The 24,243-nt window shown below is 64.2% G+C and carries 25 protein-coding genes; 13 read left to right on the top strand and 12 right to left on the bottom strand.

All coding sequences use genetic code 11. The features are described 5' to 3' along the window. Positions 1-64: 64 nt before the first annotated feature. A complete protein-coding gene (locus HMI60_RS12110; RefSeq protein WP_018776270.1) occupies positions 65-1,189 on the top strand; it encodes an LLM class flavin-dependent oxidoreductase in 1,125 nt (374 codons plus the stop codon). After that, complete coding sequence (locus HMI60_RS12115) at positions 1,189-1,650, top strand: MarR family winged helix-turn-helix transcriptional regulator (RefSeq protein WP_018776271.1); 462 nt, start codon at positions 1,189-1,191, stop codon at positions 1,648-1,650. The genes HMI60_RS12110 and HMI60_RS12115 overlap by 1 nt, the downstream gene beginning before the upstream one ends. On the opposite strand, the gene HMI60_RS12120 is transcribed toward HMI60_RS12115, so the two are convergent. Both HMI60_RS12120 and HMI60_RS12125 read right to left on the bottom strand, forming a co-directional pair. After that, complete coding sequence (locus tag HMI60_RS12120) at positions 1,647-2,453, bottom strand: transglutaminase family protein (protein ID WP_055972202.1); 807 nt, start codon at positions 2,451-2,453, stop codon at positions 1,647-1,649. The two genes, HMI60_RS12115 and HMI60_RS12120, sit on opposite strands and share 4 nt — an antisense overlap. A gap of 70 nt (positions 2,454-2,523) precedes the next feature. Further along, positions 2,524-3,390: a hypothetical protein gene (locus HMI60_RS12125; protein WP_193589720.1), complete on the bottom strand. Its 867-nt coding sequence runs from the start codon at positions 3,388-3,390 to the stop codon at positions 2,524-2,526. A 54-nt stretch (positions 3,391-3,444) separates the two neighbouring features. Here HMI60_RS12125 and HMI60_RS12130 point away from each other — a divergent pair, with 54 nt between their 5' ends. After that, entirely contained in the window at positions 3,445-4,113 is a 669-nt protein-coding gene (locus HMI60_RS12130) for a DUF1684 domain-containing protein (protein WP_193589721.1), read from the top strand. Here the strand turns inward: HMI60_RS12130 and HMI60_RS12135 are convergent. After that, entirely contained in the window at positions 4,110-5,303 is a 1,194-nt protein-coding gene (locus tag HMI60_RS12135) for an SLC13 family permease (RefSeq protein ID WP_193589722.1), read from the bottom strand. The genes HMI60_RS12130 and HMI60_RS12135 overlap by 4 nt on opposite strands. Positions 5,304-5,415: 112 nt before the next feature. On the opposite strand from HMI60_RS12135, the gene HMI60_RS12140 reads away from it, so the two are divergent. Both HMI60_RS12140 and HMI60_RS12145 read left to right on the top strand, forming a co-directional pair. Then, the gene (locus tag HMI60_RS12140; protein WP_193589723.1) at positions 5,416-6,264 is read left to right on the top strand and encodes a fumarylacetoacetate hydrolase family protein; all 849 of its coding nucleotides are present in this window, start codon (positions 5,416-5,418) and stop codon (positions 6,262-6,264) included. A gap of 18 nt (positions 6,265-6,282) precedes the next feature. Next, the gene (locus HMI60_RS12145; protein ID WP_026266912.1) at positions 6,283-6,768 is read left to right on the top strand and encodes a GtrA family protein; all 486 of its coding nucleotides are present in this window, start codon (positions 6,283-6,285) and stop codon (positions 6,766-6,768) included. 84 nt (positions 6,769-6,852) lie between these two features. Here HMI60_RS12145 and HMI60_RS12150 read toward each other — a convergent pair whose 3' ends face one another. From HMI60_RS12150 to HMI60_RS12175, 6 genes are all read right to left on the bottom strand, one after another. Further along, the gene (locus HMI60_RS12150; RefSeq protein ID WP_193589724.1) at positions 6,853-8,019 is read right to left on the bottom strand and encodes a cysteine desulfurase family protein; all 1,167 of its coding nucleotides are present in this window, start codon (positions 8,017-8,019) and stop codon (positions 6,853-6,855) included. A gap of 15 nt (positions 8,020-8,034) precedes the next feature. Further along, complete coding sequence (gene nadC, locus HMI60_RS12155; protein ID WP_079580509.1) at positions 8,035-8,913, bottom strand: carboxylating nicotinate-nucleotide diphosphorylase; 879 nt, start codon at positions 8,911-8,913, stop codon at positions 8,035-8,037. Beyond that, the gene (locus HMI60_RS12160; protein WP_193589725.1) at positions 8,906-10,639 is read right to left on the bottom strand and encodes an L-aspartate oxidase; all 1,734 of its coding nucleotides are present in this window, start codon (positions 10,637-10,639) and stop codon (positions 8,906-8,908) included. Before HMI60_RS12160 ends, nadC begins: the two co-directional genes overlap by 8 nt. Positions 10,640-10,678: 39 nt before the next feature. Continuing rightward, positions 10,679-11,986: a quinolinate synthase NadA gene (gene nadA, locus HMI60_RS12165; RefSeq protein ID WP_018776281.1), complete on the bottom strand. Its 1,308-nt coding sequence runs from the start codon at positions 11,984-11,986 to the stop codon at positions 10,679-10,681. Next, positions 11,983-12,702 (bottom strand): NUDIX domain-containing protein, encoded by a 720-nt coding sequence (locus HMI60_RS12170; protein WP_018776282.1) that lies wholly within the window; start codon positions 12,700-12,702, stop codon positions 11,983-11,985. The genes nadA and HMI60_RS12170 overlap by 4 nt, the downstream gene beginning before the upstream one ends. A gap of 103 nt (positions 12,703-12,805) precedes the next feature. Further along, positions 12,806-13,279 carry an Lrp/AsnC family transcriptional regulator gene (locus tag HMI60_RS12175; RefSeq protein ID WP_018776283.1) on the bottom strand — a complete coding sequence of 158 codons (474 nt, stop codon included), beginning with the start codon at positions 13,277-13,279 and terminating at the stop codon, positions 12,806-12,808. A 176-nt stretch (positions 13,280-13,455) separates the two neighbouring features. On the opposite strand from HMI60_RS12175, the gene HMI60_RS12180 reads away from it, so the two are divergent. The 5 genes from HMI60_RS12180 (at position 13,456) to HMI60_RS12200 (ending at position 18,255) form a co-directional block, all read left to right on the top strand. Then, positions 13,456-14,841, top strand: a complete 1,386-nt coding sequence (locus tag HMI60_RS12180) for an amino acid permease (protein ID WP_193589726.1) — start codon at positions 13,456-13,458, stop codon at positions 14,839-14,841. A gap of 138 nt (positions 14,842-14,979) precedes the next feature. Then, positions 14,980-16,029, top strand: coding sequence for a thiamine pyrophosphate-dependent enzyme (locus HMI60_RS12185; protein WP_079580513.1), 1,050 nt, complete (start codon positions 14,980-14,982; stop codon positions 16,027-16,029). Then, positions 16,022-17,101, top strand: a complete 1,080-nt coding sequence (locus tag HMI60_RS12190) for an alpha-ketoacid dehydrogenase subunit beta (RefSeq protein ID WP_193589727.1) — start codon at positions 16,022-16,024, stop codon at positions 17,099-17,101. Before HMI60_RS12185 ends, HMI60_RS12190 begins: the two co-directional genes overlap by 8 nt. Continuing rightward, on the top strand, positions 17,094-17,423 hold the full coding sequence (locus tag HMI60_RS12195) for a biotin/lipoyl-containing protein (RefSeq protein WP_018776287.1): 330 nt from the start codon (positions 17,094-17,096) through the stop codon (positions 17,421-17,423). Before HMI60_RS12190 ends, HMI60_RS12195 begins: the two co-directional genes overlap by 8 nt. 1 nt (position 17,424) lies before the next feature. Continuing rightward, positions 17,425-18,255: an alpha/beta fold hydrolase gene (locus HMI60_RS12200; RefSeq protein WP_018776288.1), complete on the top strand. Its 831-nt coding sequence runs from the start codon at positions 17,425-17,427 to the stop codon at positions 18,253-18,255. Positions 18,256-18,279: 24 nt separating this feature from the next. Here HMI60_RS12200 and HMI60_RS12205 read toward each other — a convergent pair whose 3' ends face one another. Beyond that, entirely contained in the window at positions 18,280-18,693 is a 414-nt protein-coding gene (locus tag HMI60_RS12205; RefSeq protein ID WP_018776289.1) for a MarR family transcriptional regulator, read from the bottom strand. A 71-nt stretch (positions 18,694-18,764) separates the two neighbouring features. Here HMI60_RS12205 and HMI60_RS12210 point away from each other — a divergent pair, with 71 nt between their 5' ends. Then, positions 18,765-19,448, top strand: coding sequence for a phosphoribosyltransferase (locus tag HMI60_RS12210; protein WP_039241998.1), 684 nt, complete (start codon positions 18,765-18,767; stop codon positions 19,446-19,448). Between the two features lie 94 nt (positions 19,449-19,542). Here HMI60_RS12210 and HMI60_RS12215 read toward each other — a convergent pair whose 3' ends face one another. Next, positions 19,543-20,877 (bottom strand): MFS transporter, encoded by a 1,335-nt coding sequence (locus tag HMI60_RS12215; protein WP_018776291.1) that lies wholly within the window; start codon positions 20,875-20,877, stop codon positions 19,543-19,545. A gap of 126 nt (positions 20,878-21,003) precedes the next feature. On the opposite strand from HMI60_RS12215, the gene HMI60_RS12220 reads away from it, so the two are divergent. Then, positions 21,004-21,750, top strand: coding sequence for an IclR family transcriptional regulator (locus HMI60_RS12220; protein WP_035733076.1), 747 nt, complete (start codon positions 21,004-21,006; stop codon positions 21,748-21,750). 122 nt (positions 21,751-21,872) lie between these two features. Beyond that, positions 21,873-22,622 (top strand): MoaF C-terminal domain-containing protein, encoded by a 750-nt coding sequence (locus tag HMI60_RS12225; protein WP_227453524.1) that lies wholly within the window; start codon positions 21,873-21,875, stop codon positions 22,620-22,622. A 122-nt stretch (positions 22,623-22,744) separates the two neighbouring features. Here the strand turns inward: HMI60_RS12225 and HMI60_RS12230 are convergent, their stop codons facing one another. Beyond that, the gene (locus HMI60_RS12230; protein WP_064721756.1) at positions 22,745-24,220 is read right to left on the bottom strand and encodes an APC family permease; all 1,476 of its coding nucleotides are present in this window, start codon (positions 24,218-24,220) and stop codon (positions 22,745-22,747) included. Between the last annotated feature and the right edge of the window lie 23 nt (positions 24,221-24,243).

The raw sequence follows: 24,243 nt of genomic DNA on the forward strand, positions 1-24,243 counted from the left end.
TGCATCTAGTTTGAGGTACACTGTTTACAGAGCCCGGGACCACGGGCAGGGAGAAAGGCACATCATGCAGATCGGCGTATTCAGCGTCAGCGACATCACGACTGACCCCACAACGGGCCGCACGCCCACCGAAAACGAGCGCATCAAGGCGTCCGTTGCCATCGCCAAGAAGGTCGAAGAAATCGGCATGGATGTCTACGCCCTGGGCGAGCACCACAACCGCCCGTTCTTCTCCTCCTCCCCCACCACCACCTTGGCTTACATCGCTGCCCAGACAGAGCGCATCACGCTGTCCACTGCGACCACACTGATCACCACCAACGACCCCGTGAAGATCGCAGAAGACTTCGCCATGCTCCAGCACCTCTCCGATGGGCGCGTGGACCTGGTGCTCGGTCGCGGCAATACGGCGCCCGTGTACCCCTGGTTCGGCAAGAACATCCAGGACGGCATCGAACTCGCGATCGAGAACTACAGCCTGCTCCGCAAGCTCTGGGATGAGGACACTGTCAACTGGTCCGGCAAGTTCCGTACCCCGCTGCAGAACTTCACTTCGACGCCGCGGCCGCTCGACGACGTCGCTCCCTTCGTCTGGCACGGCTCCATCCGAACTCCCCAGATCGCGGAGGTTGCTGCTTACTACGGCGATGGCTTCTTCGCCAACAACATCTTCTGGCCGAAGGAGCACTACCAGCAGTTGATCGGCCTGTACCGTGAGCGCTACGAGCACTACGGCCACGGCAAGGCAGACCAGGCGATCGTTGGCCTCGGCGGCCAGTTCTTCATGAGGAAGAACTCCCAGGACGCCGTCAAGGAATTCCGTCCGTACTTCGACAACGCCCCGGTTTACGGACACGGCCCGTCGCTGGAGGACTTCACGTCGCAAACGCCCCTGACCGTCGGCAGCCCGCAGGAAGTCATCGAGAAGACCCTGACCTTCCGTGAAGCCTTCGGCGACTACCAGCGCCAGTTGTTCCTGATCGACCACGCCGGCCTTCCACTGAAGACCGTCTTGGAGCAACTGGACCTCTTTGGTGAGGAAGTCCTGCCGGTCCTGCGCAAGGAGTACGCCGCCATGAAGCCCGCACACGTGCCGGATGCGCCCACCCACGCCTCCCGCGTGGCAGCCGCCCTGGAAGCCAAGGTCACCGAATCGGCTACCGCCGGCGCAGCGGGCCAGGACGCCTGATGCCCGCCCCCTCGGGGTCCTCTGCCGTCCGCCTCGCCGCCGAAACCTGGGAGTCCTTGTTCCGCTCCCAGGTGGCGGTGATGCGGAAGCTGCAGTCCGGACCTGCCTTCAAGACCCTGCCCGTGAAGGAATACGACGTCCTGTTCACGCTCTCGCGCTGCCCGTCAGGCCAACTGCGCCTGAACGAGATCAACGACAAAGTGCTGCTGAGCCAGTCCAGCTTGAGCCGCTTGGTGGACCGCTTGGAGAAGCGCGGACTCGTGGAGCGGACCACCGCCCCCGACGACGGCCGCGGGGTCCTGCTGGCCCTCACCGAGGCGGGACGGGAACTTCAAAAAACCATCGGGCGCGAACACGTGCGCGACATCGCAACCCTGGTGGCGCCCGCTCTCACGGCCGATGAACAGCGCGAACTCTTGCGGTTGACCGAGAAGCTCCGAGCCTCAGTGGCCGGACACTAGCGCAGGCTGACGAGCTCCCGGTGGTTCTCCACCGGGAGCTCTCCGTTGATGGAAGCGCTGACCTTCAGGGTCTTCAGCGAGAGACTTCCACCCACCGTGGAAAGAAATGCAGTGTCCGAGGAGTCACGCCCGGCGGTGATGCGGAGCATGGATTCACGCGGCGCCAGGCCAGTGGGATCAATGATCCGCCAGGACCCGTCAACATAGGCTTCGGCCACCGCATGGAAATCCATGGGGCTCAGGCCGGGGGCGTAGACGGCAGCAAGGCGCGCAGGCACATCCTTGGAGCGCAACAAGGCAATGGCGAGGTGGGCAAAGTCCCTGCACACACCCTTGCGGTGCAGCAGGGTTTCCACGGCTCCATCCGTCCCCCGCGACGAGCCACTGACGTAGCGGAGCTCTCCGTGGACCCAGTCACGAACTGCGTGGAGCAGTTCGGCACCCTGCAGGCCGCCGAACTCGGCATAGGAGGTGGGCAGCAGCCTGTCCGACTCCGCGTAACGGCTTGGCCTGACATACCGGATGAGCTCCATGGGAGTGGACGTATCGGGAACGGCATAGCCGTGGACACTTGCCCGGTAGTCCACCGTTACTTCGCTGGGCTCGGCGAACTCAAGATAGTGGAACCGTCCACCATGGTGGTCGCTGAGTTCGGCTACAGGAAGTTCCTCGCCCGCAACAGTGACCGACAGGTTCTCGGTCACCAGGTCATAGCCTGGGTTGTTGGCCACGGCAATGGCCATGGCCACTTTGGTGTTGGCCGCGGTCTTGAAAACGAGCGTGGCAGCAACGTTGCGTTCCATTGATCTCCGGACTGGGTTGCGGCGCGCGGCCCCCAACGCCGCCGAGTGTGTGGATCAGCCAACCCCAGGACTACGGATTGACCTTCAGAGACAGTAGCATCCGCTGGACGTTGGCGAATTCAGAATCGTGGGCCACGTATTTAGCGGCCAGGTCCAGCGTATCGAAAGACTTCACGGGCGCCACTTTTTCCTCGGCAGCGAAGGCATGCAGGGTAAGGACATCCCCGAACGAGAAGTCGCCTTTTCCTGCCGGTCCCTGTACGCGGTTGACGAGCTCGCACGCCTGGCCGTCAACGCCGGCCACCATGTTGGTAATCCCATAGGAACCGAAGAACCTATACCCCTGGATGACGCGGAAGACCATCCGCGGATCAATGGTGTCCGGCCCGTCGGAGTGCGGTACGTCAACGGGCGTGCTGCTGATCACCACGTAGGGCTTCCCCTGCCCCGCAGGGCAGGCAGCCGGAGCGGACGGAGGCAACCCTGTTTGGAGGGTGGCTATGTATTTCCCTGCGCCATCTTTGACTTCCACCTTGACGGCGCCAGCCAACGAGCCGGCGGCAGGTTCTGCGGATTGCGCGATCCAGTCCTTCGGAAGCTCGAAACTGACGCTCTTGGCGGCATCCGTATAGGTTTTCCAGGACAGGGCCGTGGGAGCCGGATCCGGACCCGCGGTCGGTGACCCGGAAGGAGCGTCCGTTCCGCTCGAGCCGGCCGGAGATGTCGCTTGGCTGGCCTCAGTGGTGGGGGGCGTCGTCGAGCCTTCAGGCGCCCCGGTCCCCGATTCGGAACTGTTGGGCCGCGATGTCGCCGTAGAGGTGACCTGTGGGCCCTTGTTTTCGGATGAGCATGCCGCTGTGCCCACCACCATGGAACCCGCAAGCGCCACGGCGGCTAGTTTGAGCGGAATGCCGCCCGGATTCCTCGTGCCAGTCATGAGCACAGCCTAGCGGCGGGGGTGCCGCGACACGCACAGGTCTAGGCTGAGGGTATGGCCCCTACTCAGCACGATGAATCCGAGGACACTATCCCCACGATGTCCGCAGTAGACATAGCTGACTGGCGTCTGAAGACCTTCGCCCTCTATGACAAGGTCCGGCAACTCGCAGCGACCAATCCCTTCGATGCACACGTGTACTGGCGCCAGGAGCGGGACCTGATGTTTGCCACGCATCCTGCCTCTGCCCTCACGCCGGAGATGAAGGCATCGTTTTCCGGATTGCAGACCGCCGGGTACGACCCCGCCTACCGGTTCCATGCCGTGCTCCAGCCGGAAGGCCAGGGACAGGAAATGAATGTCGAGACCGGGACTGACGGAGTGGTGCCTTTCACCCGGATCGGCACGTTTGAACTGCCCGGACTTGGTTCCTTGGCTGTTTGGCGGCTCCGGAGCTACGGTGGCGGGATCTTCGTTCCGTTCCGTGATGCGACCGCCGGCAGACAGGGTGGCAGCTACGGTGCCGGCAGGTACCTTCTGGACACCATCAAAGGTTCATTCCACGGGACAAGGGGAACGGGCGCCGGGCAGGAGTTCACCCTCGATTTCAACTTCGCCTACAACCCCTCATGCGCCTACAACGAGGCCTGGGCGTGCCCGCTCGCAGGCCCGGCCAACAGGTTGCCTGCGGAGGTGCCGGTCGGCGAACTGTACGCAGGCTAGCCGAACAACCCACCTGGTCCAAAGGCTGCGAGCGCCGCAATGGCGGCGACTATGGTCAGCGGTGCCACCAGCAGGCCCATCACCGCGTAGCCCTGCCATTTCACGTGTACGTTCATCCGCATCAGCCTGTCGTGCCACAGCAGTGTTGCCAAGGACGCCCAGGGGGCAATCAACGGACCTGCGTTGACGCCCACCAGCAACGCCGCCATCCGTTCCGGGGTTCCCGCCAGCGGTTCGGCCAGAAGGTAAGCAGGCAGGTTGTTGACGACGTTTGAGCCGAGGGCACCGGTCATGGCGAGCCGTAGGAGTTCGATGAAGCCACTGCCCTGGCCCGCCACTTCACCGAGTATTGCTGATGCGCCCAGGTACTGGGTGGCCTCGACAACCAGGAACAGGCCACAGGTGAACAGGAGCAGCGACCAGGGAATCAGCGTGATCTTCAGGACCGCGGGCCGCCGAAAAACGAACAGGACTGCCAGGACCGCCGCTGCGAGGGATGCCGGAATCCAGATGGCAGCTCCTGACACCAGGGCCGGCAGCAGCAGCACCAGGACCACCGCGCTGCCCACCAGCAGAAGGCGGTCGGGGGCCTTGGCCGTGGAAGCGACCGTCGGGCGGGATTCATCCAGGCCGTAGCTCTTGCGCAGTTCGCGCCGGAAAACGAGGGCGATGAAGGCCAGTGGCACCAGGATGGCGGCAAGCGAGGGCGCCCACATGAGCTGGGCGAATTGGGCCGGGGTGATCCCACCCAGGTTGTGCTGCGCCAGGAGGTTGGTGAGGTTCGAGATGGGCAGCAGCAGGCTGGCTGTGTTGGCCAGCCACACAGTTGTCAGCGCGAAAGGCAGGACAGGCAGTCCTGCCTGCCGGGCTACGGTGACCACGACGGGAGTGAGGAGGACCGCCGTCGTATCCAGGGACAGGAAGATTGTGCTCAAGGTGGCGAACAGCGCCAGCAGCAACCACAGCAGGACGCTGCGTCCCCTCCCCCATCTGCGCAAATGCCGGGCGACCCATTGGAAGGTGCCGGCTTCACTGACGAGTTCGGTTACCACGGTCATGGCGACGACAAATGCCAGGATCGGAGCTACCCGGTCCACGAGGACCGCTACCTCGTGCCACGGCAGGACCCCCGTGGCCACGGTTACCCCGCCCGCTACAAGCAGAATCAACCCGATAATCGCCAGACGCATGAGAGGGATTCTAAGCCCCGCGCCTGTGGGGTTCCCTCCACGGCACGGCAGATTACGACGGCGTCGGGCGCCTCAAGTGCGGCATCACCGACGGAGGACGTAGGATGTCATCATGACTTCAGCCCCCGCGCGTCGAATCGCCCGCGTCCGCCCCCTCGATCCGGCTTCACCGGACGAGCACTTCTTTGTAGCAAACGACGCCCCGGATTTCGCGTCCGCGGAGGGGAAAATATGGTCCGTCATCGACTCCCCGTTTCCGTCATCCCGGGCCAATGCGCCCAGCCCTTCGCGCGGGGGGTGGGAAAAGGGTTCGGAAGTCACTGAAGACGCCTTCACGTTCCTTGCTCCGTCCGTTCCGGTCAACGTCTTCGGCATGGCCCACAACACCGGACAACCCGGCCGCGACCTGCCTCCCCAGGCCTTCCACAAGGCGGCCTCGAGCGTGATTGGCCCGGGCGAAGCCATCCAGCTCAGCACATCCGTCGGCCATGTGGATCCCGAAGCGGAGCTGACCATTGTGGTCGGCCGCGCGGCGCGGAACCTGACCCTGGAAACCGCCCGGTCCGCAGTTTTGGGCTTCACCATCGGCAACGATGTTTCAGCCCGGGACCTGCAAAAGAGCGATGAACTGTGGATCAGCGCCAAGAGCCAGGACACTTTCACCCCGGCCGGCCCGTGGATAGTGACCACGGTAGACTACCCGCGCCTGGGCATCGGGATCATTCACAACGGAACCGCCTTGAAGCCGGCCAGCACCGCCGATCTTGGCTGGAACGTCGAGGAGATCCTCGTCTACCTCACCTCGTTCATGACTCTCCAGCCCGGCGATCTGGTCCTCACCGGCTTCCCGGCCGAGAGCGCGCGCATCCACCCCGGCGACACCGTGGTGTGCAGCATCGAAGGAATCGGAGAGCTCAGCAACCCCGTGGCGGGCGCCTCCTGGGAGGAACTGCCGGCATAGTGTGTCAGGCTTAACCCCATGGAGACAGCTGCGGACGCCACAGGGCTACTGCCGTCTCCCCCTCACAAACCACCCCGGAAAAGGCATCGCGGCGTACTGAGATACCCCGTCGTGAGGCAGCTGCTGCGCTTCACCGGCGTCGGGATTATCTGCACGGGAAGCTCGCTGGCCATCTACGCGTTGCTGCGTCCACTCATCGACCCGCAACTGGCCAATGCCGTGGCGTTGATCCTGACCTCACTCATGAATACGGCGCTCAACCGCCGCCTGACGTTCAAGATCACTGGCAGTAAAAAGCGTGCGCGGGACCACCTAAGCGGCGTGCTCGTGATAGGCATCGCGTTGCTGATCACAGGTGGCAGCTTGGGTGTCCTGCATCTTTTCAAGCCGGAAGCCAGCGTCGCCGAGGAACTCTGGACCACTACCTTGTCCGGGTTCGTGGCCACCGCCGTCCGTTTCACCTTGCTGCGTCACTGGATTTTCCGCCGGGCGCGGCACGTCTAACACGGCACCTCCAACACGGCGCGTCCGGCACCGAGCACCCGGCGCCGAGCACCCGGCGCCGAGCACCCGGCGCAGCGCACGGTGTCAGCCGGCTTGCGGGGCCGCGAGGTTCCTGACACGCGCGACGGCGGTTTCCACCGCCCCGGCGGCCGTCTCCAGTTCTTTGCCGGTGATGGCGGAAGTGAAGCTGAAGCGAACCGCCGTCTGGGCGGTTTCCGGAGCGATGCCCAAGGCCACCAAAACCGGCGACGGCGCATCTGATCCAGCAGCACACGCCGAACCGCTGGAGCACACGACTCCCAGGCGTTCGAGTTCCAGCAGGACCGATTCGCCGCTGGTTCCCGGGAAGCAGAAGGACGCGACCGACGGCAAGCGCCGGCTCCGATGTCCTGTCAGCATGGCGTCAGGAACGGTGTCCAAAACCCGCTGAATGAAGGTCTCACGCAAGAGCGCAACGCGGTCCGCCTGTTCCCGCTGATCGGCATGGGAGAGCGCCAGGGCCGTGGACAAAGCGACGGCTCCGGCCACGTTTTCCGTTCCCGAACGTTTGCCCCGCTCCTGCCCGCCTCCGTGCATGAGGGGTTCCAGGCGCAGCCGGCCTTTGACGAACAAGGCTCCGGAACCCTTCGGCGCCCCCAATTTGTGCGCTGAAATGCTCATGGCATCAACGCCGAGCTCCTTCACATCCAGCGGACACCACCCCGCAGCCTGTACGGCGTCCGTGTGGAAGGGAACACCGGCATCGTGGGCAACCTCTGCCAGGTCGGCGATAGGTTGCACGGTTCCGATTTCATTGTTCGCGTACATGATGCTCACCAGGGCGGTCCCCGGCTGAAGGACGCTGCGCAGCGCGTCCACAGTGACAACACCGTCGCAGTCTACCGGCACGACATCCACCACAAAACCGTGGACCCGTTCCAGGTAGCGCGCCGATTCCTCCACCGCCGGGTGTTCGACGGCGCTGATCACCACCCGCTTCAATGCAGGGTCAGCCTCCCGCCGCGCCAATGCGATGCCTTTGACGGCAAGGTTGTCCGCTTCGGTGCCACCCGAGGTGAACGTGACCTCGCCGGGGCGGCAGTTGAACACTTTCGCGACGCCGGACCGTGCCGCCGCGAGCGCCGCCGCTGCCGATTCACCAAGCGTGTGGTGGCTTGAGGGATTGCCGAACTCGCCGCTGAGATAGGGCCACATGGCCTCCAGCACTTCGCGACGGACCGGCGTGGTGGCAGCGGCGTCGAGGAAGATCATGACCGGAGCCGGCTTTCAGTTCCGGCCCGTGGTGAGTTCGATGTCGAGGCCAAGGTCCAGGGCGTTCACGCTGTGGGTCAGGCCGCCGATGGAGATGACATCCACTCCTGCTGCGGCGATGCCGGTGACGGTGTCCAGGTTTACGTTGCCGCTGGCTTCCACGATGGCCCGGCCATCAACCTGCTTGACGCCGGCACGCAGCTCCTCCAGGGAGAAATTGTCCAGCATGATGGTGTCCACGCCCGCTGCCAGCACTGGTTCGATCTGCTCTGCGCTGTCCACTTCGACTTCGAAGTGGGTGGTGTGGCCAAGCTGGGCTTTGGCAGCGATCAGCAGCTCAGTCAGTTTGCCGGCGTCGCCGCCGGTCATGACGGCGAGGTGGTTGTCCTTGGCGAGCACGGCGTCGGAGAGGCTGTAACGGTGGTTCGCTCCCCCGCCGCAGCGGACGGCGTAGCGCTCCAGCACCCGCAGCCCGGGGGTGGTCTTGCGGGTATCGGTGATCCGGGCCCGTGTCCCTTCCACCAGCCGGACGAACTCTGCGGTTTTGGTGGCGATCGCGCTCATGCGCTGCACCAGGTTCAGGCCCACCCGCTCGGCCAGCAGGACCGAGCGCGCACTGCCGCTGACGCGTGCAAGGTGGGTTCCGGCGTCGAAAGCTTCACCATCGGCGAGGAGCAACTCCACTTCGGTGGCCGGATCAACTGTCTTCATGGCGTCGCGGAACACGGTTCCGCCGCTGAACACGCCGGGGACCCTGGCGTTGAGGACCGCCACGGCCTGCGCCTCAGCCGGAATGAGCAGCTGGGACGTGATGTCCCCGCTGGGCGCATCCTCCGCGAAGGCCCGTTCCAAAATATCCCGCACGGGGGCTGCGGGGAGGGTCAGGTTAGTCATGGACGAGGCTCACTTTCCGGCTCATGGTGTAACGCTTGTCAAAATCGTCGACGGCGGCTGGTGCCTTCACGCTGTCGCTGCGGTAATGCGCCCCCAGTGACTCCCGCCGTTCCCGGGCAGCCCTCACGAGCAACTGGGCGGCCAGCAGAAGGTTAGCGTCCTCGTGTACGCGGACATCCAGGGACTCCGGAACGCTCAAGGGACCGGCAGCCTCTTCCCATTCCCCCAAGACCTCTGCGGCCTCAGCCAACAACTCCCCGCTCCGGAGCACGCCAGCCTTGGCGGTCATCAGCCGCCGAAGGGCCTGCCGCGAGAACCCGCTGGCTCCCGCTGGCGCGGCGGTTTCGCTGAAGGTTCCGCTGCGATTGTCGCCTGCCGGGGTCCCGGCAGCGTGCATAAAAGCGAGGCCGCCCGCGGCCGAGTCGGCACGCAGAGGGGCTCCGTCAGACGACTCACCGTTCGACCCAAGGAACCCTTCAACAGCCCTGCGCCCGAACACCAGTCCTTCAAGCAGGGAGTTACTGGCCAGCCGGTTTGCCCCCTGCACACCGGTGCACGCGACTTCACCGGCAGCCAGCAGCCCGGGAACCGAAGTCCGGCCGTGGAGGTCCGTTACCACCCCACCCATCCAGTAGTGCGCCGCCGGTGCCACGGGAACCAGGTCCTTGGTCCAGTCGAGGCCGGCCTGGCGGGTGTGCCGACTCAGGGTTGGGAAGCGCTTTTCCAGGAACCCTGCACCGCGCGACTCGTCAATGACGGTGGCGTCGAGGAACACGTGCCCATTGGGGTCGCCCAACGTGTCAAGGTGCAGGGCGATGCTGCGCGAGACCACATCGCGCGGCGCCAGCTCCGCGTCCGAATGGTAGTCCGGCATGAAGCGATAGCCGTTGGCGTCAAGAAGAATGGCGCCTTCGCCGCGGACTGCCTCGGAAATCAGCAGGGGGTGTGCATCGCCGTCTGCTTCTTGGGGGGCTCCACCGGGCACCATGCAGGTGGGGTGGAACTGGAAGAACTCGAGGTCAGCCAGTGCAGCTCCTGCCCGCCACGCGAGTGCCAGGCCGTCGGCTGTGGCCACGGAGGGGTTGGTGGTTTGGGCGAACAGCTGCCCGGCACCTCCCGTGGCAAGAAGAACGGCGTCGCCACGGAGGCTCTGCCCACGTCCCTCGTGGAGGAAGTTGACGCCTGCCACCTGGCCTGCTTGGTGGATCAGGTCCGTGACCTGGGCATGCCCGATCACCTGGATCCTGCCCTGTGCCTGAAAGTCCAGGACGGTCCTGATCAGGGCCGAGGCTACTCCTGCACCGGTGGCGTCGCCGCCCGCGTGGAGGATCCGTGGCGCCGAATGCGCTGCCTCGAGTCCAAGTGCAGGGTCGCCGTCGTCGTCAAGATCGAACCGCACACCGAACCGCCCGAGCCCTGCGATGTCCCGCCGCGCTTCGGTGCAAAGCACCCGAACGGCTTCTTCGTTGCAATGACCGGCGCCGGCCCGCAAGGTGTCGGCGATGTGGGCAGCTACGGTGTCACCGGGAGCGGGTTCCTCCAGCACGGCAGAGATCCCTCCCTGCGCATAGTAGGTGTTGCTGTCCGCGAGCGCGCCTTTGGTCAGCAGCACCACTTCCGCACCGGCCTCTGCGGCAAGCAAGGCAGAGTACAGGCCGGCGATGCCGCTTCCGACGACGATCAACCGCCCATGTGCGGTCTTTCCAGCCAGGCTCTCTGTAGTCATGTGGGGCTCGATTCGGCTAGGTCTGATGTGCCGGGTCGGCTATGCGGGCTTCGCGGCCAGCATGCGTTCCAGGGCAATCTTCGCGTTATCCTGTACGGCGTCGTCCACAGTGATGCGGTTGACGATGCGGCCCTCGACAAGTTCCTCAAGCACCCAGGCCAGGTAGCCGGGGTGGATGCGGTACATGGTGGAGCACGGGCAGATCACGGGGTCCAGGCAGAAGATGGTGTGCTGCGGGTTTTCCGCAGCCAAGCGGTTCACCATGTTGATCTCTGTACCGATGGCGAACGTAGTGGGTTCGGTGGCGGCGGCAATCGCCTTCTTGATGAAGTCGGTGGAACCGGCAGAATCGGCGGCGTCAACAACTTCCATGGGGCATTCGGGGTGCACGATGACGTTGACGCCCGGGAAGTCCTGGCGGGCTTTTTCAATCTGGCCCACGTTGAAGCGCTTGTGCACCGAGCAGAAGCCATGCCAGAGAATCACCCGGGAGTCCAGGAGCGTCTGCTCGTCATTGCCGCCCAGTTCCTTGCGTGGATTCCACATCGGCATCTGTTCCAGCGGGACGCCCAGTGCCTTGGCGGTGTTGCGGCCCAGGTGCTGATCCGGGAAGAACAGGACACGCTGGCCACGCTCGAAGGCCCATTCCAGGACCACCTTGGCATTGGAGGAGGTGCAGACGATGCCGCCGTTGCGACCACAGAAGGCCTTCAGCGCTGCTGAGGAGTTCATGTAGGTAACGGGGATGACGGGAACCCTGCCCTGTTCGTCCACCCCGGTGCCGAAAATCTCTTCGAGCTGTTCCCAGCATTCCTCAACGGAGTCTTCGTCCGCCATGTCAGCCATGGAGCAGCCCGCAGCGAGATTGGGCAGGATCACCGCTTGCTCGGGGGTGGAAAGGATGTCGGCGGTTTCGGCCATGAAGTGCACGCCGCAGAAGATGATCGCCTCGGCGTCGGGCTTGGTGAGGGCCGCGTTGGCCAGCTGGAAGGAGTCGCCCACAAAATCCGCGTACTGGATGACTTCGTCACGCTGGTAGAAGTGCCCCAGGATGACGGCCCGGTCCCCGAGCGCCGCTTTGGCGGCGCGGATGCGGGCATCCAGTTCGGCATCTGTGGCCTTCTTGTACTCTTCCGGAAGCTGGCCTTGTCGCGGCGTCGCCTTGGGTGCGACGTCGCTGCTGGAGGCGCCCGGGCCGTAGGCGGGCTCGCCGGAGAGGGCTTCGGCAAGGTCGTATTCCCAGGGACCCCTGGCCAGGGCCGGGCTGCACGTGGACCCTGCGCGGGAGAGGCCCTTTTCGGCTTCTTCGCGGGTGATCAGCTGGACGGCAGTGTTGACGCTGCTCATGGTGTACTCCTGTTATCTGGCCCGAGGCCGGGCGTGCCGGTGAAGCGGTAGAGGCGTGGTGGGCGGTGTTTTCCGCCTTGGAGGTATTCACCGGTTTCTTCGATTTCCGGCGTGGCCTTGATGTGTCTGCGGAAGTTCGCGGGATCGAGTTGCCGGTCCAGCACGGCCTCGTAGACTTCGCGGACCTGGGCCAGGGTGAAGTACTCCCCCAGCAGGTGGTAGGCAATGGACCCGTAGGCCATCTTGTTGCGCAGCCGCCACAGCGCGTAGTCCACGATTGCGTTGTGATCGAAGGCGAGTTCGCCCAGCCGGTCTGCGCGGAACCACCGGACGTTCTCGGATTCGTCCGCCAGCGCAGCCTCGGTGGGTTGCACCAATGCCCAGTAGACGATCGACACCACACGTTGCGTGGGCGAGCGGTGAAGTCCCCCGAAGGCATAGAGCTGCTCGAGGTAATGCGGCGTCAGGCCGGTGGTCTCGCGAAGGTTCCGTGAGGCCGCGTCCTGCAGCGATTCGTCATGGGCAAGGGGACCGCCCGGGAGTGCCCACATGTCCTTGTAGGGCTCTCGGATCCTGCGGACCAACGGCAGCCACAGCGTAGGACGGCCGGATGTTTCGCTGGGACGGAGGGCGAAAATCACCGTGGAAATAGCCAACGACGGCGGTGCGAGCCGCCTCTCGGCGACGTTTGCTGAGCTGGGGTTCACGGCGTTCACCTCGCTTCGTCGCCGTCCGGTCCAGGAACCGGAGCTTTAGTTAAAGTCATGTTGACTAGAACTAATGGTACGACTCTGCGCCCGGTCCGCAAAATGCTTTACGTCACACTGCCTTCGCCGCCGCCTCCATCAGCGGCAAGGTGCGGCCTTGGATATGGCTGTTGAGCACTATCACGGAGGAGCAGCGGACCACGGATTTGGTGGCAATCATGGCATCGAGCACGCGCTGCATGTCCGGATTGGACCGGGCGGCGATCCGCACCATCAGGTCGGAGTTCCCCGTAACCGTGTGGACCTCAATGATCTCGGGAATGGCGCTGAGGCTCTCAATGATGGCGTCGTGGCCGATCTCCTGGGTGATGGTGACCGAACAGAACGCCACCACCGGGAAGCCGAAGTTGGCAGGATCGGGCTGCGGGACCCAGGAACCAATGACCCCGTTTTCAATCATCCGGTCAATCCGGGACTGCACCGTCGCCCGGGCAACCTTCAGTACCCGCGAGGCCTCCAGCACGGAAGATCGCGGTGAATCAGTGAAGAAACGTACAATTCTTGCATCAAGCGCATCGACCAGCATCAAAGTTCCTGTCCCCGGGGTTCTCTACTCATCACATCGCCTAAGCAAAAAGTGATGTATCTTACAAACTGCGAGAATTATTCCACGGCTCTTGCTGCGTCGTCGACGCCGCGCCTGCCCGGCCCAAGAGGCCGGCACGCCACACCCCGTATGAAATCCATAGAAGGTAGACACGTATGACAACGAAGTCCATCGCGGCTCCTGCCCCAACATCCGGCCTCGGCCATTCACTCAAGCCCCGCCAGCTCACCATGATGGGCTTGGGCAGCGCGATCGGCGCAGGCCTCTTCCTGGGCTCCGGCGCCGGCGTGCAGGCCGCCGGCCCGGCCGTCCTCATCTCCTACCTCGTAGCGGGAACACTGATCATCCTCGTCATGTGGGCCCTGGGTGAGATGGCGGCGGCGAACCCCAACAGCGGCGCCTTCTCCGTTTACGCCGAAAAAGCCATGGGCAAGACCGCCGGCGGAACCATCGGCTGGCTGTGGTGGCTGCAGCTGGTGGTGGTGATCGCGGCAGAAGCACTGGGTGCCGCCGGACTGCTCTTCTCGGTCTGGCCGGTGATCCCGGTCTGGGTCCTGGCACTGGTGTTCATGGTGGTGTTCACGGGCATCAACCTGGTGGGCGTCCGGAACTTCGGGGAGTTCGAATTCTGGTTCGCCATCCTGAAGGTGGCGGCCATCGTGATCTTCCTGCTCATCGGCGCCGCGCTGCTGTTCGGCTGGCTGCCCAACGCCACCTCACCAGGGCTCTCCGCCTTCGGCGACTTTGCGCCGAACGGCATCGGCGGCATCGCCGCGGCCTTGTTCGTGGTGATCTTCGCCTTCGGTGGCACCGAGATCGTCAGCGTCGCCGCGGCTGAAACAGAAAATCCCGCCCACAGCGTCGGCAAGGCCATCCGCACGGTGGTCTGGCGCATCCTGGTCTTCTACATCGGCTCCGTTTTCGTCATTGCCGCCATTCTTCCTGTGGGCTCGGAGGGCCTGAAGTCCCCCTTCGCCGGAGTACTCGACATCGCAGGAATTCCCGGTGCGGGATCGGCCATCACCCTGGTTGCCGTGGTAGCGCTGCTCTCCGCCTTGAACGCCAACCTTTACGGCGCATCCAGGATGATCTTCTCCTTGTCCGAGCGTGGCGAAGCGCCCCGCCTCCTGTCGAAGCTGAGCACCGCCAAGGTGCCCGTGGCCGCCGTCGGAATCTCGGTAGCCTTCGGCTTCATTGCCACCATCCTGGAGCTGCTCTTTCCGGAAAAGATCCTGCCTGCCCTGCTGAACCTCGTAGGGTCCACCTGCCTGGTTGTCTGGGGTACCGCGCTGGTGTCCCAATTCATCCTGCGGCGCCGGGCAGACCGCGAAGGCGCAGAATTGCCCCTTCGCATGAAGGGCTTCCCCTACCTCACCATCCTGGGCCTGGTCCTGCTGGGCTTGATCTTCGTGGTGGGTTTCGCCAACCCTGAGAGCGCGGGCCAGCTGGTCGGCACCGTCATCCTCATCCTGGTCATTGCCGCCGGCTGCTTCCTCAACGCCAAGGCAAAAGCAGGAAAGCCGGACCACCAGGCTAGGTAATCTACTGCTAGCAAGATTCCGGAAGCCCTGTGCAGTTTGTACTGCGCAGGGCTTCTTTGCTTATTCAACTTGTACAAAGTGTTGTGTCACCACTGAGCTTATTGCGAAAGAGCTTATGCGGTGACTAGGGTCACAACCATGACGACTCAACCAGCGCTTGCGGCCGTCGATGACGACGCCGCCCCGCTATCCAACCATCAACTCCGCGAGCTGTACACGCTGATGGCAGCGGTCCGCCACCTGGACACTTCAGCCGTAGCCTGGCAACGCCAGGGCATCATCCCCGGGTACGCGCCTGAGCTTGGGCAGGAAGCAGCCCAGGTGGGCAGCGGTTACGCTGTGGACCTGAACCGGGACTTCGTCTTCCCCACCTACCGGGAGATGGGCGTGGCCCGGGCCATGGGCCTGGACATGGTGGGTTACATGTCCACCCACAAGGCCACGTGGCACGGCGGAATGTACAACCCCCTGGAATCCAGGTTCGCACCTATCCAGGCCGTGGTGGCGGGCTCGGTCCTGCATGCCGTTGGATGGGCCCACGGCCAGACCCTTGCCGCCGCTGACGGCGAAACCGGGGTAGCCATGACGTACTTCGGCGATGGCGCCTCATCCCAGGGCGACGTCCACGAAGCCATGAACTTCGCCGCTGTCATGAAGGCACCTGTGGTGTTCTTCATCCAGAACAACGGCTGGGCAATCTCCGTGCCCACCGAACGCCAGGTGGCCGGCGGATCCGTCGCAGCAAGGGCGGCCGGATACGGCATACCTGCACTGCAGGTCGATGGCAACGACGTCGTCGCCGTCTTCGAAGCCACCCGCTCCGCCTTCGCCCACTGCCGCCGCGGCAACGGACCCGTGGTGATCGAAGCCATGACCTATCGCCGCGGGCCGCACTCCACCGCCGACGATCCCGGCCGTTACCGGACCCTGGAAGAAGAGCGACTCGATGCCGGAGAGGACCCGCTGGAGCGGTTCAAGCAAAGGTTGCTGGCCGACGGCGTTGCAGACGAAGCCTTCTTTGCCGACGCCCAACGCAGGGCAGAGGAAGAAGCAGAAGCCATCCGGACCGGAATCCAGGACCTGGGTCCCCGCCCGGGCGCTGAAATGTTCAGCCTCGTCTTCCAGGAGCCAACTCCGGCCCTTCAATCCCAAGCCAGCGCGTGGCGCGAGGAGTCAGAACATGTCTGAGACGATCACCGAAATGCCCTCCGCCGCCGCTGAAACGGCCGGCATTGAACAACTGTCCATGCAGCAGGCGCTCAACCGCGCACTCGATGAGGTCCTGGCCGAAAACCCCAAAGCTGTCATCTTCGGCGAAGACTGCGGCCGGCTCGGTGGCGTGTTCCGCATCACCGACGGCCTCCAAGCCAAGCACGGCGAGGACCGCGTGTTCGACACGCCCTTGGCCGAGTCCGGCATCCTAGGCATGTCCGTGGGCCTGGCCATGGCCGGTTTCCACCCGATTCCCGAGGTCCAGTTCGATGGCTTCGCCTATCCGGCCATCAACCAGATCGTCTGCCAGATCGCCCGGATGAACTACCGCAGTCGCGGCACGTTGCCCATGCCCATCACCCTGCGCGTGCCCAGCTTCGGCGGTATCCGCGCACCCGAGCACCACGGCGAAAGCCTCGAGGCATTGTTCGCGCACGTACCGGGACTCAAGGTGGTTTCCCCTTCAAACCCGCACGACGCCTACCATCTGCTCAAGTACGCTGCCACGCGGCCGGACCCGGTCATCTTCATGGAGCCGAAGTCCCGCTACTGGCAGAAGGGCCCGGTGGATGTCACCTCCACTGCCGCCGTCCCTGCCACATCAGCGCACGACGGCAGCTCACCCGACGGCGGCAGCCTCACCGGCGCCCGCGTGGCCAGGGAAGGCCGCCACCTCACATTGGTGGCGTGGGGTGCCATGGTAGCCCGGTGCCTCCAGGTGGCCGAGCTCGCGGCCGAGGACGGCATAGACATTGAAGTCCTTGACCTGCGCTGGCTCAAGCCCATTGATGCCGAAGCCTTGGCGAGGTCCGTCGGGAAGACGCGGCGCGCCGTCGTCGTCCATGAAGCGCCGCTGACCTCGGGCCTCGGCGCCGAAGTCGCCCAACTCATTACGCAAAGTTGTTTCGCAACGCTGAAGGCACCGGTGGAGCGTGTGACCGGCTTCGACGTCCCGTACCCCTCCGGCGACCTGGAGGACGAATACATCCCCAACATCGACCGCATCCTCTTTGGGATCCAACGCGTACTGGAGTACCGCCGTGGCTGAAATTTCCTTCCCGCTTCCGGACCTCGGCGAGGGCCTCATCGAGGCAACCGTGCTCGACTGGCTGGTGGAACCCGGCCAGCAAGTGGAACGCAACCAGCCGATCGTGGAACTCGAAACCAGCAAGTCCGCGCTCGAATTACCCAGCCCCCAGGCGGGTAAAGTGGTGCGTATTCACGGGGCGCCCGGTGAGACCATCAACGTTGGCGCACCGCTGATTGTGTTCGAGGTTCCGGACGACACCGCCGGAATCGTGGGCACTGTTCCGAAGGACGAAGCACCCAAGCGCAGGGTCCGCCTGAGCGCCGTACTCGATGAGGACTGACATGATGACTGGCAGGCACACCGTGGAACAGCAGCGGCACACAGTGGAAGGTACCGACCCTGGGCTGTTCGTCGAGGTTCATGAGCCGGCTTCCGACGCCGGGCTGCGCCCCGTCCTGCTGATCCATGGCTTCTCTTCCTCCAGCAAACTGAACTGGGCCGACAGCGGCTGGATCACCACGCTCCAGGACGCCGGGCGCCGGGTCATCACCGTGGACCTGCCCGGCCATGGCCGAAGCCACTCCCCCGAGGACCTGGACTCCTACACCCCCAGCCGGATCCGTGCGGATCTCCTGCAGATAGTGACCGACGCCGGTGCACGCCCCTTGCGCGACGGCGACCCTTCCACGGGACTTGATGTCATTGGTTATTCGCTCGGATCACGGCTGGCGTGGGAGTTTGGTGCCACGCAGCCCGATCTGGTCCATAGGATCGTCCTGGGCGGCCCAAGCTCAGCAGATCCGCTGGCAGCGTTCGACCTTGTGGCTGCTCAAAAGCACCTCGCTGACGGCACGCCCATAGAGGACCAGTCCACCGCGGGGCTCTTGAAGATGGCCCAGATGCTGCCCAGCAACAATTTGTTTGCCATGTTGTCGCTCATCGAGGCCATCAAGGGCGAACCTTTCGATCCTGCCGAGGCGGCCCCGCACATGCCACTGCTGCTGGTGGCCGGCGAGAAGGACGAAAGGGCTGCGACCATGCCGGAGCTTGCCTCCATTGCGGGCAAGCATGGCGGCATGGTGGAGACCTTGGTCATTCCCGGGCGCACGCACACCAATGTGATCACAAGCCGGGCCTTCAAGGACGCTGCCGTCGAATTCCTGGGCGTCTAAACCTCCCGACGCGGTACGGCTGGTCTAGCGGGCCAGCCGTTCCGCGTTGAGGCTCATGCGCTCCAGGACGCTCAATGCCATGGCGTATTCATCGATGCCGATGCCCATCGAAAGATCCTGACGCGCATCTTCCACCAGCTGCTGCGCCTCGTGGTACTTCTCCCGTCCCCGCTCGCTCAGCGCCAAACGGTCATCGATCATCGTGATCATTCCCCGGCCCACCAAGGCTGCCAGTTCCCGCTCGCGCAACCGGATGTCACCGCCCCACAGTGGCTGCAGTGCCTCCTCAAGCTGGTCCGGAAGCATGGAGTGCTCGGCCAGGGTGGCAAGAGTCTGCCACTGGCGGCGCGTGAGCTTGATCCGCGCCAAGGTGCGGTCCAACTGGACTTCCAGCGCAGCGTCCAGCCTTTTGATCCAATATCCGATGGGCTTGTTCACAAGCCCATGCTTTCAGTGGAGGCCGCGCCGGGCAAGGTGTGGACGGTAGGCTTGGAAGGGCAACAAATGACGTGGAAGTGGAGCAGATGGGCATGCGTTTCAAGGACCGCGCGGAAGCCGGTCGACGCCTGGCTGAAGGACTCCCGCAGCTGAGGGAGCGACCGGACACCATCATCCTCGGGCTCGCCCGGGGTGGTATTCCGGTAGCCGCTGCAGCAGCTGGGGAACTCTACCTGCCCTTTGGCGCCCTTCTGGTGCGAAAACTGGGAATTCCCGGCCGGGACGAAACTGCGTTCGGGGCTTTGGCGTTGTCACAGGGCGAGGTGCTCCGGATCGTCAACAAACCCTTGAGGGATCTCATTCTTGCCCGCGGCATCTCCCAGTCGGCCTTGGATAGCGTCGAAGCCCGGGAACGTTCGGAGCTGCTGCGCCGGGCCAAGGAATACCCGGGCACGGACCGCGACCTGCGCGGGAAGACCGTTGTCCTGGTGGACGACGGACTTGCCACCGGCGCCACCATGCGGGCCGCGGTGGAAGCCGTCCGGTCGGCAGGAGCGGGCACCGTAGTGGTGGCCGTCCCGGTTGCATCGCTTGAAGCGTCGGCATCGCTCGCCCGGGTCTGCGATGTTGTCATTGCCCTGCACACGCCAGGTAAATTCCATGCTGTCGGCGCTTTCTACGGTCACTTCGAACAGCTTTCCGACGCCGATGTGGTGCGCCAGCTGGAAGGCGCGGGCGTCGCCGGGCGTCCGTAGCCGGCGTCGGACCCGGTAGCGGAGACAGGGTCCCGGCAATGACAAAAAGCGGGTGCGGTCCATGTGGACCGCACCCGCTTTTGTCGTGTCGATGTCAGTGGTGGACGCTGTACCCCAGCGGACGTCCCCGGGTTTCCTTGGCGAGGATCACGCCAACGGCGGAGATGATGCAGAGGCCCATGATGTAGAGGCCAACCGAACCGGACCACTTGGTGGCATCCAGGAGCGCCTGGGCAATCAGCGGCGCGAAAGCTCCACCGAGGATGGCACCAAGGGCATAGCCGATGGAGATGCCCGAGTAGCGCACCTGGGCCGGGAACATTTCTGCGTACATGGCCGACATCGGACCGTAGGACAGGCCCAGGCCGATCGTCAGTACGAACAGCGCAGTCCCATAGAGCAGGATGTCCTTGGTGTCGATGAGGGCGAACATCGGAATCATCCAGGCAAAGACCAGGCCATAGCCGATCAAGAACGTCTTCACGCGGCCGATCTTGTCCGAGAGCCAACCGCCCACCATGGTGAAGATGAGCCAGCCGAAGGAAGCGATGGTGGTGGCCAGGAGAACCTGTGGCAGCGGCATCTTCAGGGCCTTGGTGGCGTAGGAGATGAAGAACGCAATCAGCAGGTAGCCTGCCGCGTTGTTGGCGATGAAGATCAGCGCAGCGAGGACAACTTCCTTCTTGTTCCTGCGGAAGAGTTCACCCAGGGGAGCTTTGCTTTCAGCCTTTCGCTGGGCAAGTTCCTTGAAGACGGGGCTCTCGCCGACCGCGCGGCGGATCAGGTAACCCACCACGATCAGAACAACGGACAGCAGGAAGGGCACGCGCCAGCCCCAGGCAGAGAAGGCCTCCTTGGACATTCCTGACTGCAGGAAGAAGAGCAAACCGGTAGCCAGGATCATTCCGATGGGCACACCGATCTGCGGGTAGGCACCAAAGAGTCCACGCTTCTTGATCGGTGCGTGCTCCACGGCCATGAGGGCAGCACCGCCCCATTCACCGCCGGCGGAGAAGCCCTGGACGACCCGCAGGAAGATGAGCAGCACAGGTGCCCAAAGCCCGATCGTTTCGTAGGTGGGCAGGACACCGATCAGTGCGGTGGCAGCTCCCATCATGACCAGCGTCATGACGAGTACGGCCTTGCGACCCATCTTGTCGCCAAGGTGCCCTGCGACGAAGGCTCCGAGAGGACGGAACAGGAAGCTGATTCCGATGGTGGCAAAGGACAAAAGCTGGGCCACTCCCGGGTTGGACTTCTCCAAGGGAGAGAGGAACAAAGGCGCCAGCAGCGTCGCAGTGAGCTGGGCGAAGATGAAGAAGTCGTACCACTCGATGGTGGTGCCCACCAGGGTTCCGGCCAGGACCCGGCGCTCTTCGCGCTTGCTGCTTGGGCCTGACGGCGAGTCGACAGTGGAAGTTGCGGTCATTGAAACTCCAGGGATGTGTGACAGAGCGATGCGAGACGTGCATTAACCGACAGAACGGTCAGTTAGGAAACAATACTACAGCCTGTGACCCAAAGCACAGCCCCCACGCCGCGCCGCCAACATAGGATGGTTCGCATGAATCCAAGCAGCGGCGTCAAGGGCCAGCCGGAAGCCGGGACACAGGTCCCGCCGTCGCAAACGCTCTCCCGTGGAATCAGGGCACTGGAGATCCTCGCCGCCGCCGATCGGCCGCTCACCATTGGAGAACTCACAGAAGCACTGGGCGTGCACCGCTCCGTGGCCTACCGGATACTCAGGACCCTGGAAGACCATTCCCTGCTGGTTCGCGACGACTCCGGACGCGTCCAGCCTGGCCCCGGCCTTTCGGTCCTGGCCAGCGGCGTCTCACGGAACCTGCAAACCGCTGCCCTCCCCGAACTCACACAACTGGCAAACACCCTCCATATGACGGCCTTCATCGCCGTTTGGGACCACCAGGAATGTGTCACCCTTGTCACCGTCGAACCACGGCACACAGGCGCGGCGCTCGCCCAGCACCCGGGCAGCCGTCATCCCGTCAGCACAGGTGCCCCCGGTATTGCCATCCAATCCACCATGACCGAGGAACGCTGGCAGCAGGTAGGCGCGGGCAACCCCTACCGGCCCGAGGCCCACGAAGCCCGCCGCGTCGGCTACGCCACCAGCCACGACGAAGTCGTTGCCGGACTGTCTTCCATTGCTGCCCCCATCAAGGTTCCGGGCGGACGGCCGGCGGCGATCGCCGTCGTCTATATCCGCCTGGACCAGGACGCCGACGCCGTTGGAAAGGCCTTGGCAGCCAGTGCTGCACGCATCGAAAGCCAACTGGCCTGAACCTTTCCTTCCAGGTCAAGCGACGTGCCCCACAGCACAAGACTCCAGGGCCAGGGCACCGAATACTCGAAGAAGGACCGGACACGCCGTCCGCTCCTTCTTTCGAGCACGAGAAGGAATCCATGAGCCTGAATCTTCTTGACACCTCCAACTGGCTGCCGCTGGACGGACTGGCCCCCGGCTTCGACGCCAATAAGGCCCCCGCCGTACAGGACCTGGCCGGGCAACAATTTTCCGTCCGCGGCGACGGCGGACCCATGACCTTCAGCTTCGACGACGAAGAAGTGCAATGGGCTGCCGCCGGCCACGCAGGAACAGCCGCCTACGAAGCCTTCGTTGTAGCCGAGGAGCTGTATTACTGCCAATGGCAGAGCGTCCTGGAACCGGAACTCGCCGTATCCCTGGTCCTTGATCTTGCGCGGGGCCGGGCGCTCTACATCGGCGCCGCGCTCGGCAGGGCCACCGCCTCCAGTGTCGCCGTGCACCACGACTTCCGCTCCGGAACACTGGACGGTTATTCCGCCACGGGCGAGGCCATCTCGGAAAGCACGGCACTCATCGGCCGGCGCGTCGAATGGGTCTACAGCGAATCACACGCCTACGAACACATCTACCTCAGCCCCACCTGGTACACCTGGCAATGCCTCGCCGGTCCGGAGCGCGGATTGGCAGACACAGACTCCAACACTGTTCTCCAGGTCCGCCCCGGAATCTTCGTCTTCACCTGGCGGGAGAAAGTCATCCCGTGCGGCTCGGTCACAGTGGCCGACCACCGCGATCCCCGGGCCATCCGCTCCCACGGCAGCCTCTTCGCTGGAACGAGGAAGGCACGGAACCCGTACATTTCACGTTCGGCGCACACGGCCGCTTGATCAGCATCACCCACCACACCCCGGAACTGAATCCGGCCATAGCGGGCTAGTACGGCAGGGTGGAACAAAGGAAGCCCCGGCACGGAGAACGTGCCGGGGCTTCCTTTGCGGGCCTCAGAGGATCAGTCCTCCGAGCCATGCCCGATCCGGGCGTACAGCGCAGGCTGCGAGCGCCGCAGGCGCAGGCCCCACACCACGCCCACGACTCCTGGAAGCAGGACCAACAGCGGCAGGACGAACGTGGCAGCCGTCGACTCCGTCTGTCCCAGCAAGACGTTGAAGTTGGCCAGGATGAGCACGAAAACCACTGCGAGCAATACGAAGCCCAGTGCCGGCGCAACGACCCTGACCCACAGGCTCGCGCCGTGCTGCTGCCGGCGGAAGAAGCCGATCACGGCAACCGACACCACGGTCATCAGCAGCACCAGCCCCATGGCCCCGCTGTTGGTCAGCCACGTGAACATGGTCAGCACGGGGTACAGTTCGCCGAGTTCGGAACCGGATCCTGCGATGGCGAACGCCAGGGTCACGACGACGGCGATCACCGTCTGCGCCAGCGAACCGGCGTACGGCGCCCCGCTGCCGGCCCGGACCTTGGCCAGCGCCGAAGGCAGGACGCGCTCGCGGCCGAGGGAGAAGAAGTACCGCGCTACGGCGTTGTGGAAGCTGACAAGTGCTGCGAAGAGGCTGGTGACGAAGAGGAGCTGGGCGATGTCGCTGAGCAGCACGCCTCCGTTGGCACCCAGGAACGCAAAGATCATGTCCGGACCATTCTCTGTGGCCGTCGCAATGACGGCGGAGGGGCCGGCCCCCATGGTCATGGCCCAGGCCGATACCGCGTAGAAGACGGCGATGATTCCCACAGCTGCGAACGTTGCCCTCGCAACAGTACGCTGGGGATCCTTTGACTCCTCACCGTAGATGGCGGCGGATTCGAAGCCCATGAACGCCGCAATGCCGAAAGACAGGACGGCTCCGATCCCGGGCACAAACAGCGTCTCCGGGCTGAAGGTGGCAGCGCTGACACCTTCCGGGGCCACGGCGAGGCTGATGACGTCGTAAACGATGACCACCAGGAATTCGAGGGCCACCAGGACGCCGAGTACCTTGGCGGAGAGGTCAACCCTGTTGACACCCAGCCAGCCGACGATGGCGATGCAGACCAGAACCGGAATCCACCATGGGACACTGATGCCCAGTCGCGCGGACAGCAGCGAAGAAACCGTGAAGCCGAACAGTCCGTAGATGCCTACCTGCATCAGGTTGTAGGCCATGAGGGCAACCAGTGACGCGCCCACGCCCGCAGGCCGCGAAATGCCTTGTGCTATGTAGGCGTAGAAGGCGCCCGCGTTGGTGACATAGCGGCTCATGGCCGCATAGCCCACCGCGAAGAGCGCCAGGATTCCGCCCAGGACCAGGAAGGACAATGGAACACCCGTCACGCCGGTCACAGCGAAAGTCGTGGTCACTCCGCCTGCGAGGACGGTCAACGGCGCAGAGGCCGCGATAATCATGAAGGTCACTGCCGGTACGCCAAGCCGTCTCTTGCTTTCGACCGTTCGGGCGGTCGTGCCCATAACGGGGTTATCCACGCTCATAGTGTGCTCCTGCCTCGGCGCCG

It is taken from the genome of Paenarthrobacter sp. YJN-D, assembly GCF_015040335.1.
Classification (GTDB): Bacteria; Actinomycetota; Actinomycetes; order Actinomycetales; family Micrococcaceae; genus Arthrobacter; species Arthrobacter nicotinovorans.

Coding starts and splice junctions, on each gene's coding strand:
- HMI60_RS12110 (WP_018776270.1), top strand. CDS start 65: ATGCAGATCGGCGTATTCAGCGTCAGCGACATCACGACTGACCCCACA.
- HMI60_RS12115 (WP_018776271.1), top strand. CDS start 1,189: ATGCCCGCCCCCTCGGGGTCCTCTGCCGTCCGCCTCGCCGCCGAAACC.
- HMI60_RS12120 (WP_055972202.1), bottom strand. CDS start 2,453: ATGGAACGCAACGTTGCTGCCACGCTCGTTTTCAAGACCGCGGCCAAC.
- HMI60_RS12125 (WP_193589720.1), bottom strand. CDS start 3,390: ATGACTGGCACGAGGAATCCGGGCGGCATTCCGCTCAAACTAGCCGCC.
- HMI60_RS12130 (WP_193589721.1), top strand. CDS start 3,445: ATGGCCCCTACTCAGCACGATGAATCCGAGGACACTATCCCCACGATG.
- HMI60_RS12135 (WP_193589722.1), bottom strand. CDS start 5,303: ATGCGTCTGGCGATTATCGGGTTGATTCTGCTTGTAGCGGGCGGGGTA.
- HMI60_RS12140 (WP_193589723.1), top strand. CDS start 5,416: ATGACTTCAGCCCCCGCGCGTCGAATCGCCCGCGTCCGCCCCCTCGAT.
- HMI60_RS12145 (WP_026266912.1), top strand. CDS start 6,283: ATGGAGACAGCTGCGGACGCCACAGGGCTACTGCCGTCTCCCCCTCAC.
- HMI60_RS12150 (WP_193589724.1), bottom strand. CDS start 8,019: ATGATCTTCCTCGACGCCGCTGCCACCACGCCGGTCCGTCGCGAAGTG.
- nadC (WP_079580509.1), bottom strand. CDS start 8,913: ATGACTAACCTGACCCTCCCCGCAGCCCCCGTGCGGGATATTTTGGAA.
- HMI60_RS12160 (WP_193589725.1), bottom strand. CDS start 10,639: ATGACTACAGAGAGCCTGGCTGGAAAGACCGCACATGGGCGGTTGATC.
- nadA (WP_018776281.1), bottom strand. CDS start 11,986: ATGAGCAGCGTCAACACTGCCGTCCAGCTGATCACCCGCGAAGAAGCC.
- HMI60_RS12175 (WP_018776283.1), bottom strand. CDS start 13,279: ATGCTGGTCGATGCGCTTGATGCAAGAATTGTACGTTTCTTCACTGAT.
- HMI60_RS12180 (WP_193589726.1), top strand. CDS start 13,456: ATGACAACGAAGTCCATCGCGGCTCCTGCCCCAACATCCGGCCTCGGC.
- HMI60_RS12185 (WP_079580513.1), top strand. CDS start 14,980: ATGACGACTCAACCAGCGCTTGCGGCCGTCGATGACGACGCCGCCCCG.
- HMI60_RS12190 (WP_193589727.1), top strand. CDS start 16,022: ATGTCTGAGACGATCACCGAAATGCCCTCCGCCGCCGCTGAAACGGCC.
- HMI60_RS12200 (WP_018776288.1), top strand. CDS start 17,425: ATGATGACTGGCAGGCACACCGTGGAACAGCAGCGGCACACAGTGGAA.
- HMI60_RS12215 (WP_018776291.1), bottom strand. CDS start 20,877: ATGACCGCAACTTCCACTGTCGACTCGCCGTCAGGCCCAAGCAGCAAG.
- HMI60_RS12220 (WP_035733076.1), top strand. CDS start 21,004: ATGGTTCGCATGAATCCAAGCAGCGGCGTCAAGGGCCAGCCGGAAGCC.
- HMI60_RS12225 (WP_227453524.1), top strand. CDS start 21,873: ATGAGCCTGAATCTTCTTGACACCTCCAACTGGCTGCCGCTGGACGGA.
- HMI60_RS12230 (WP_064721756.1), bottom strand. CDS start 24,220: ATGAGCGTGGATAACCCCGTTATGGGCACGACCGCCCGAACGGTCGAA.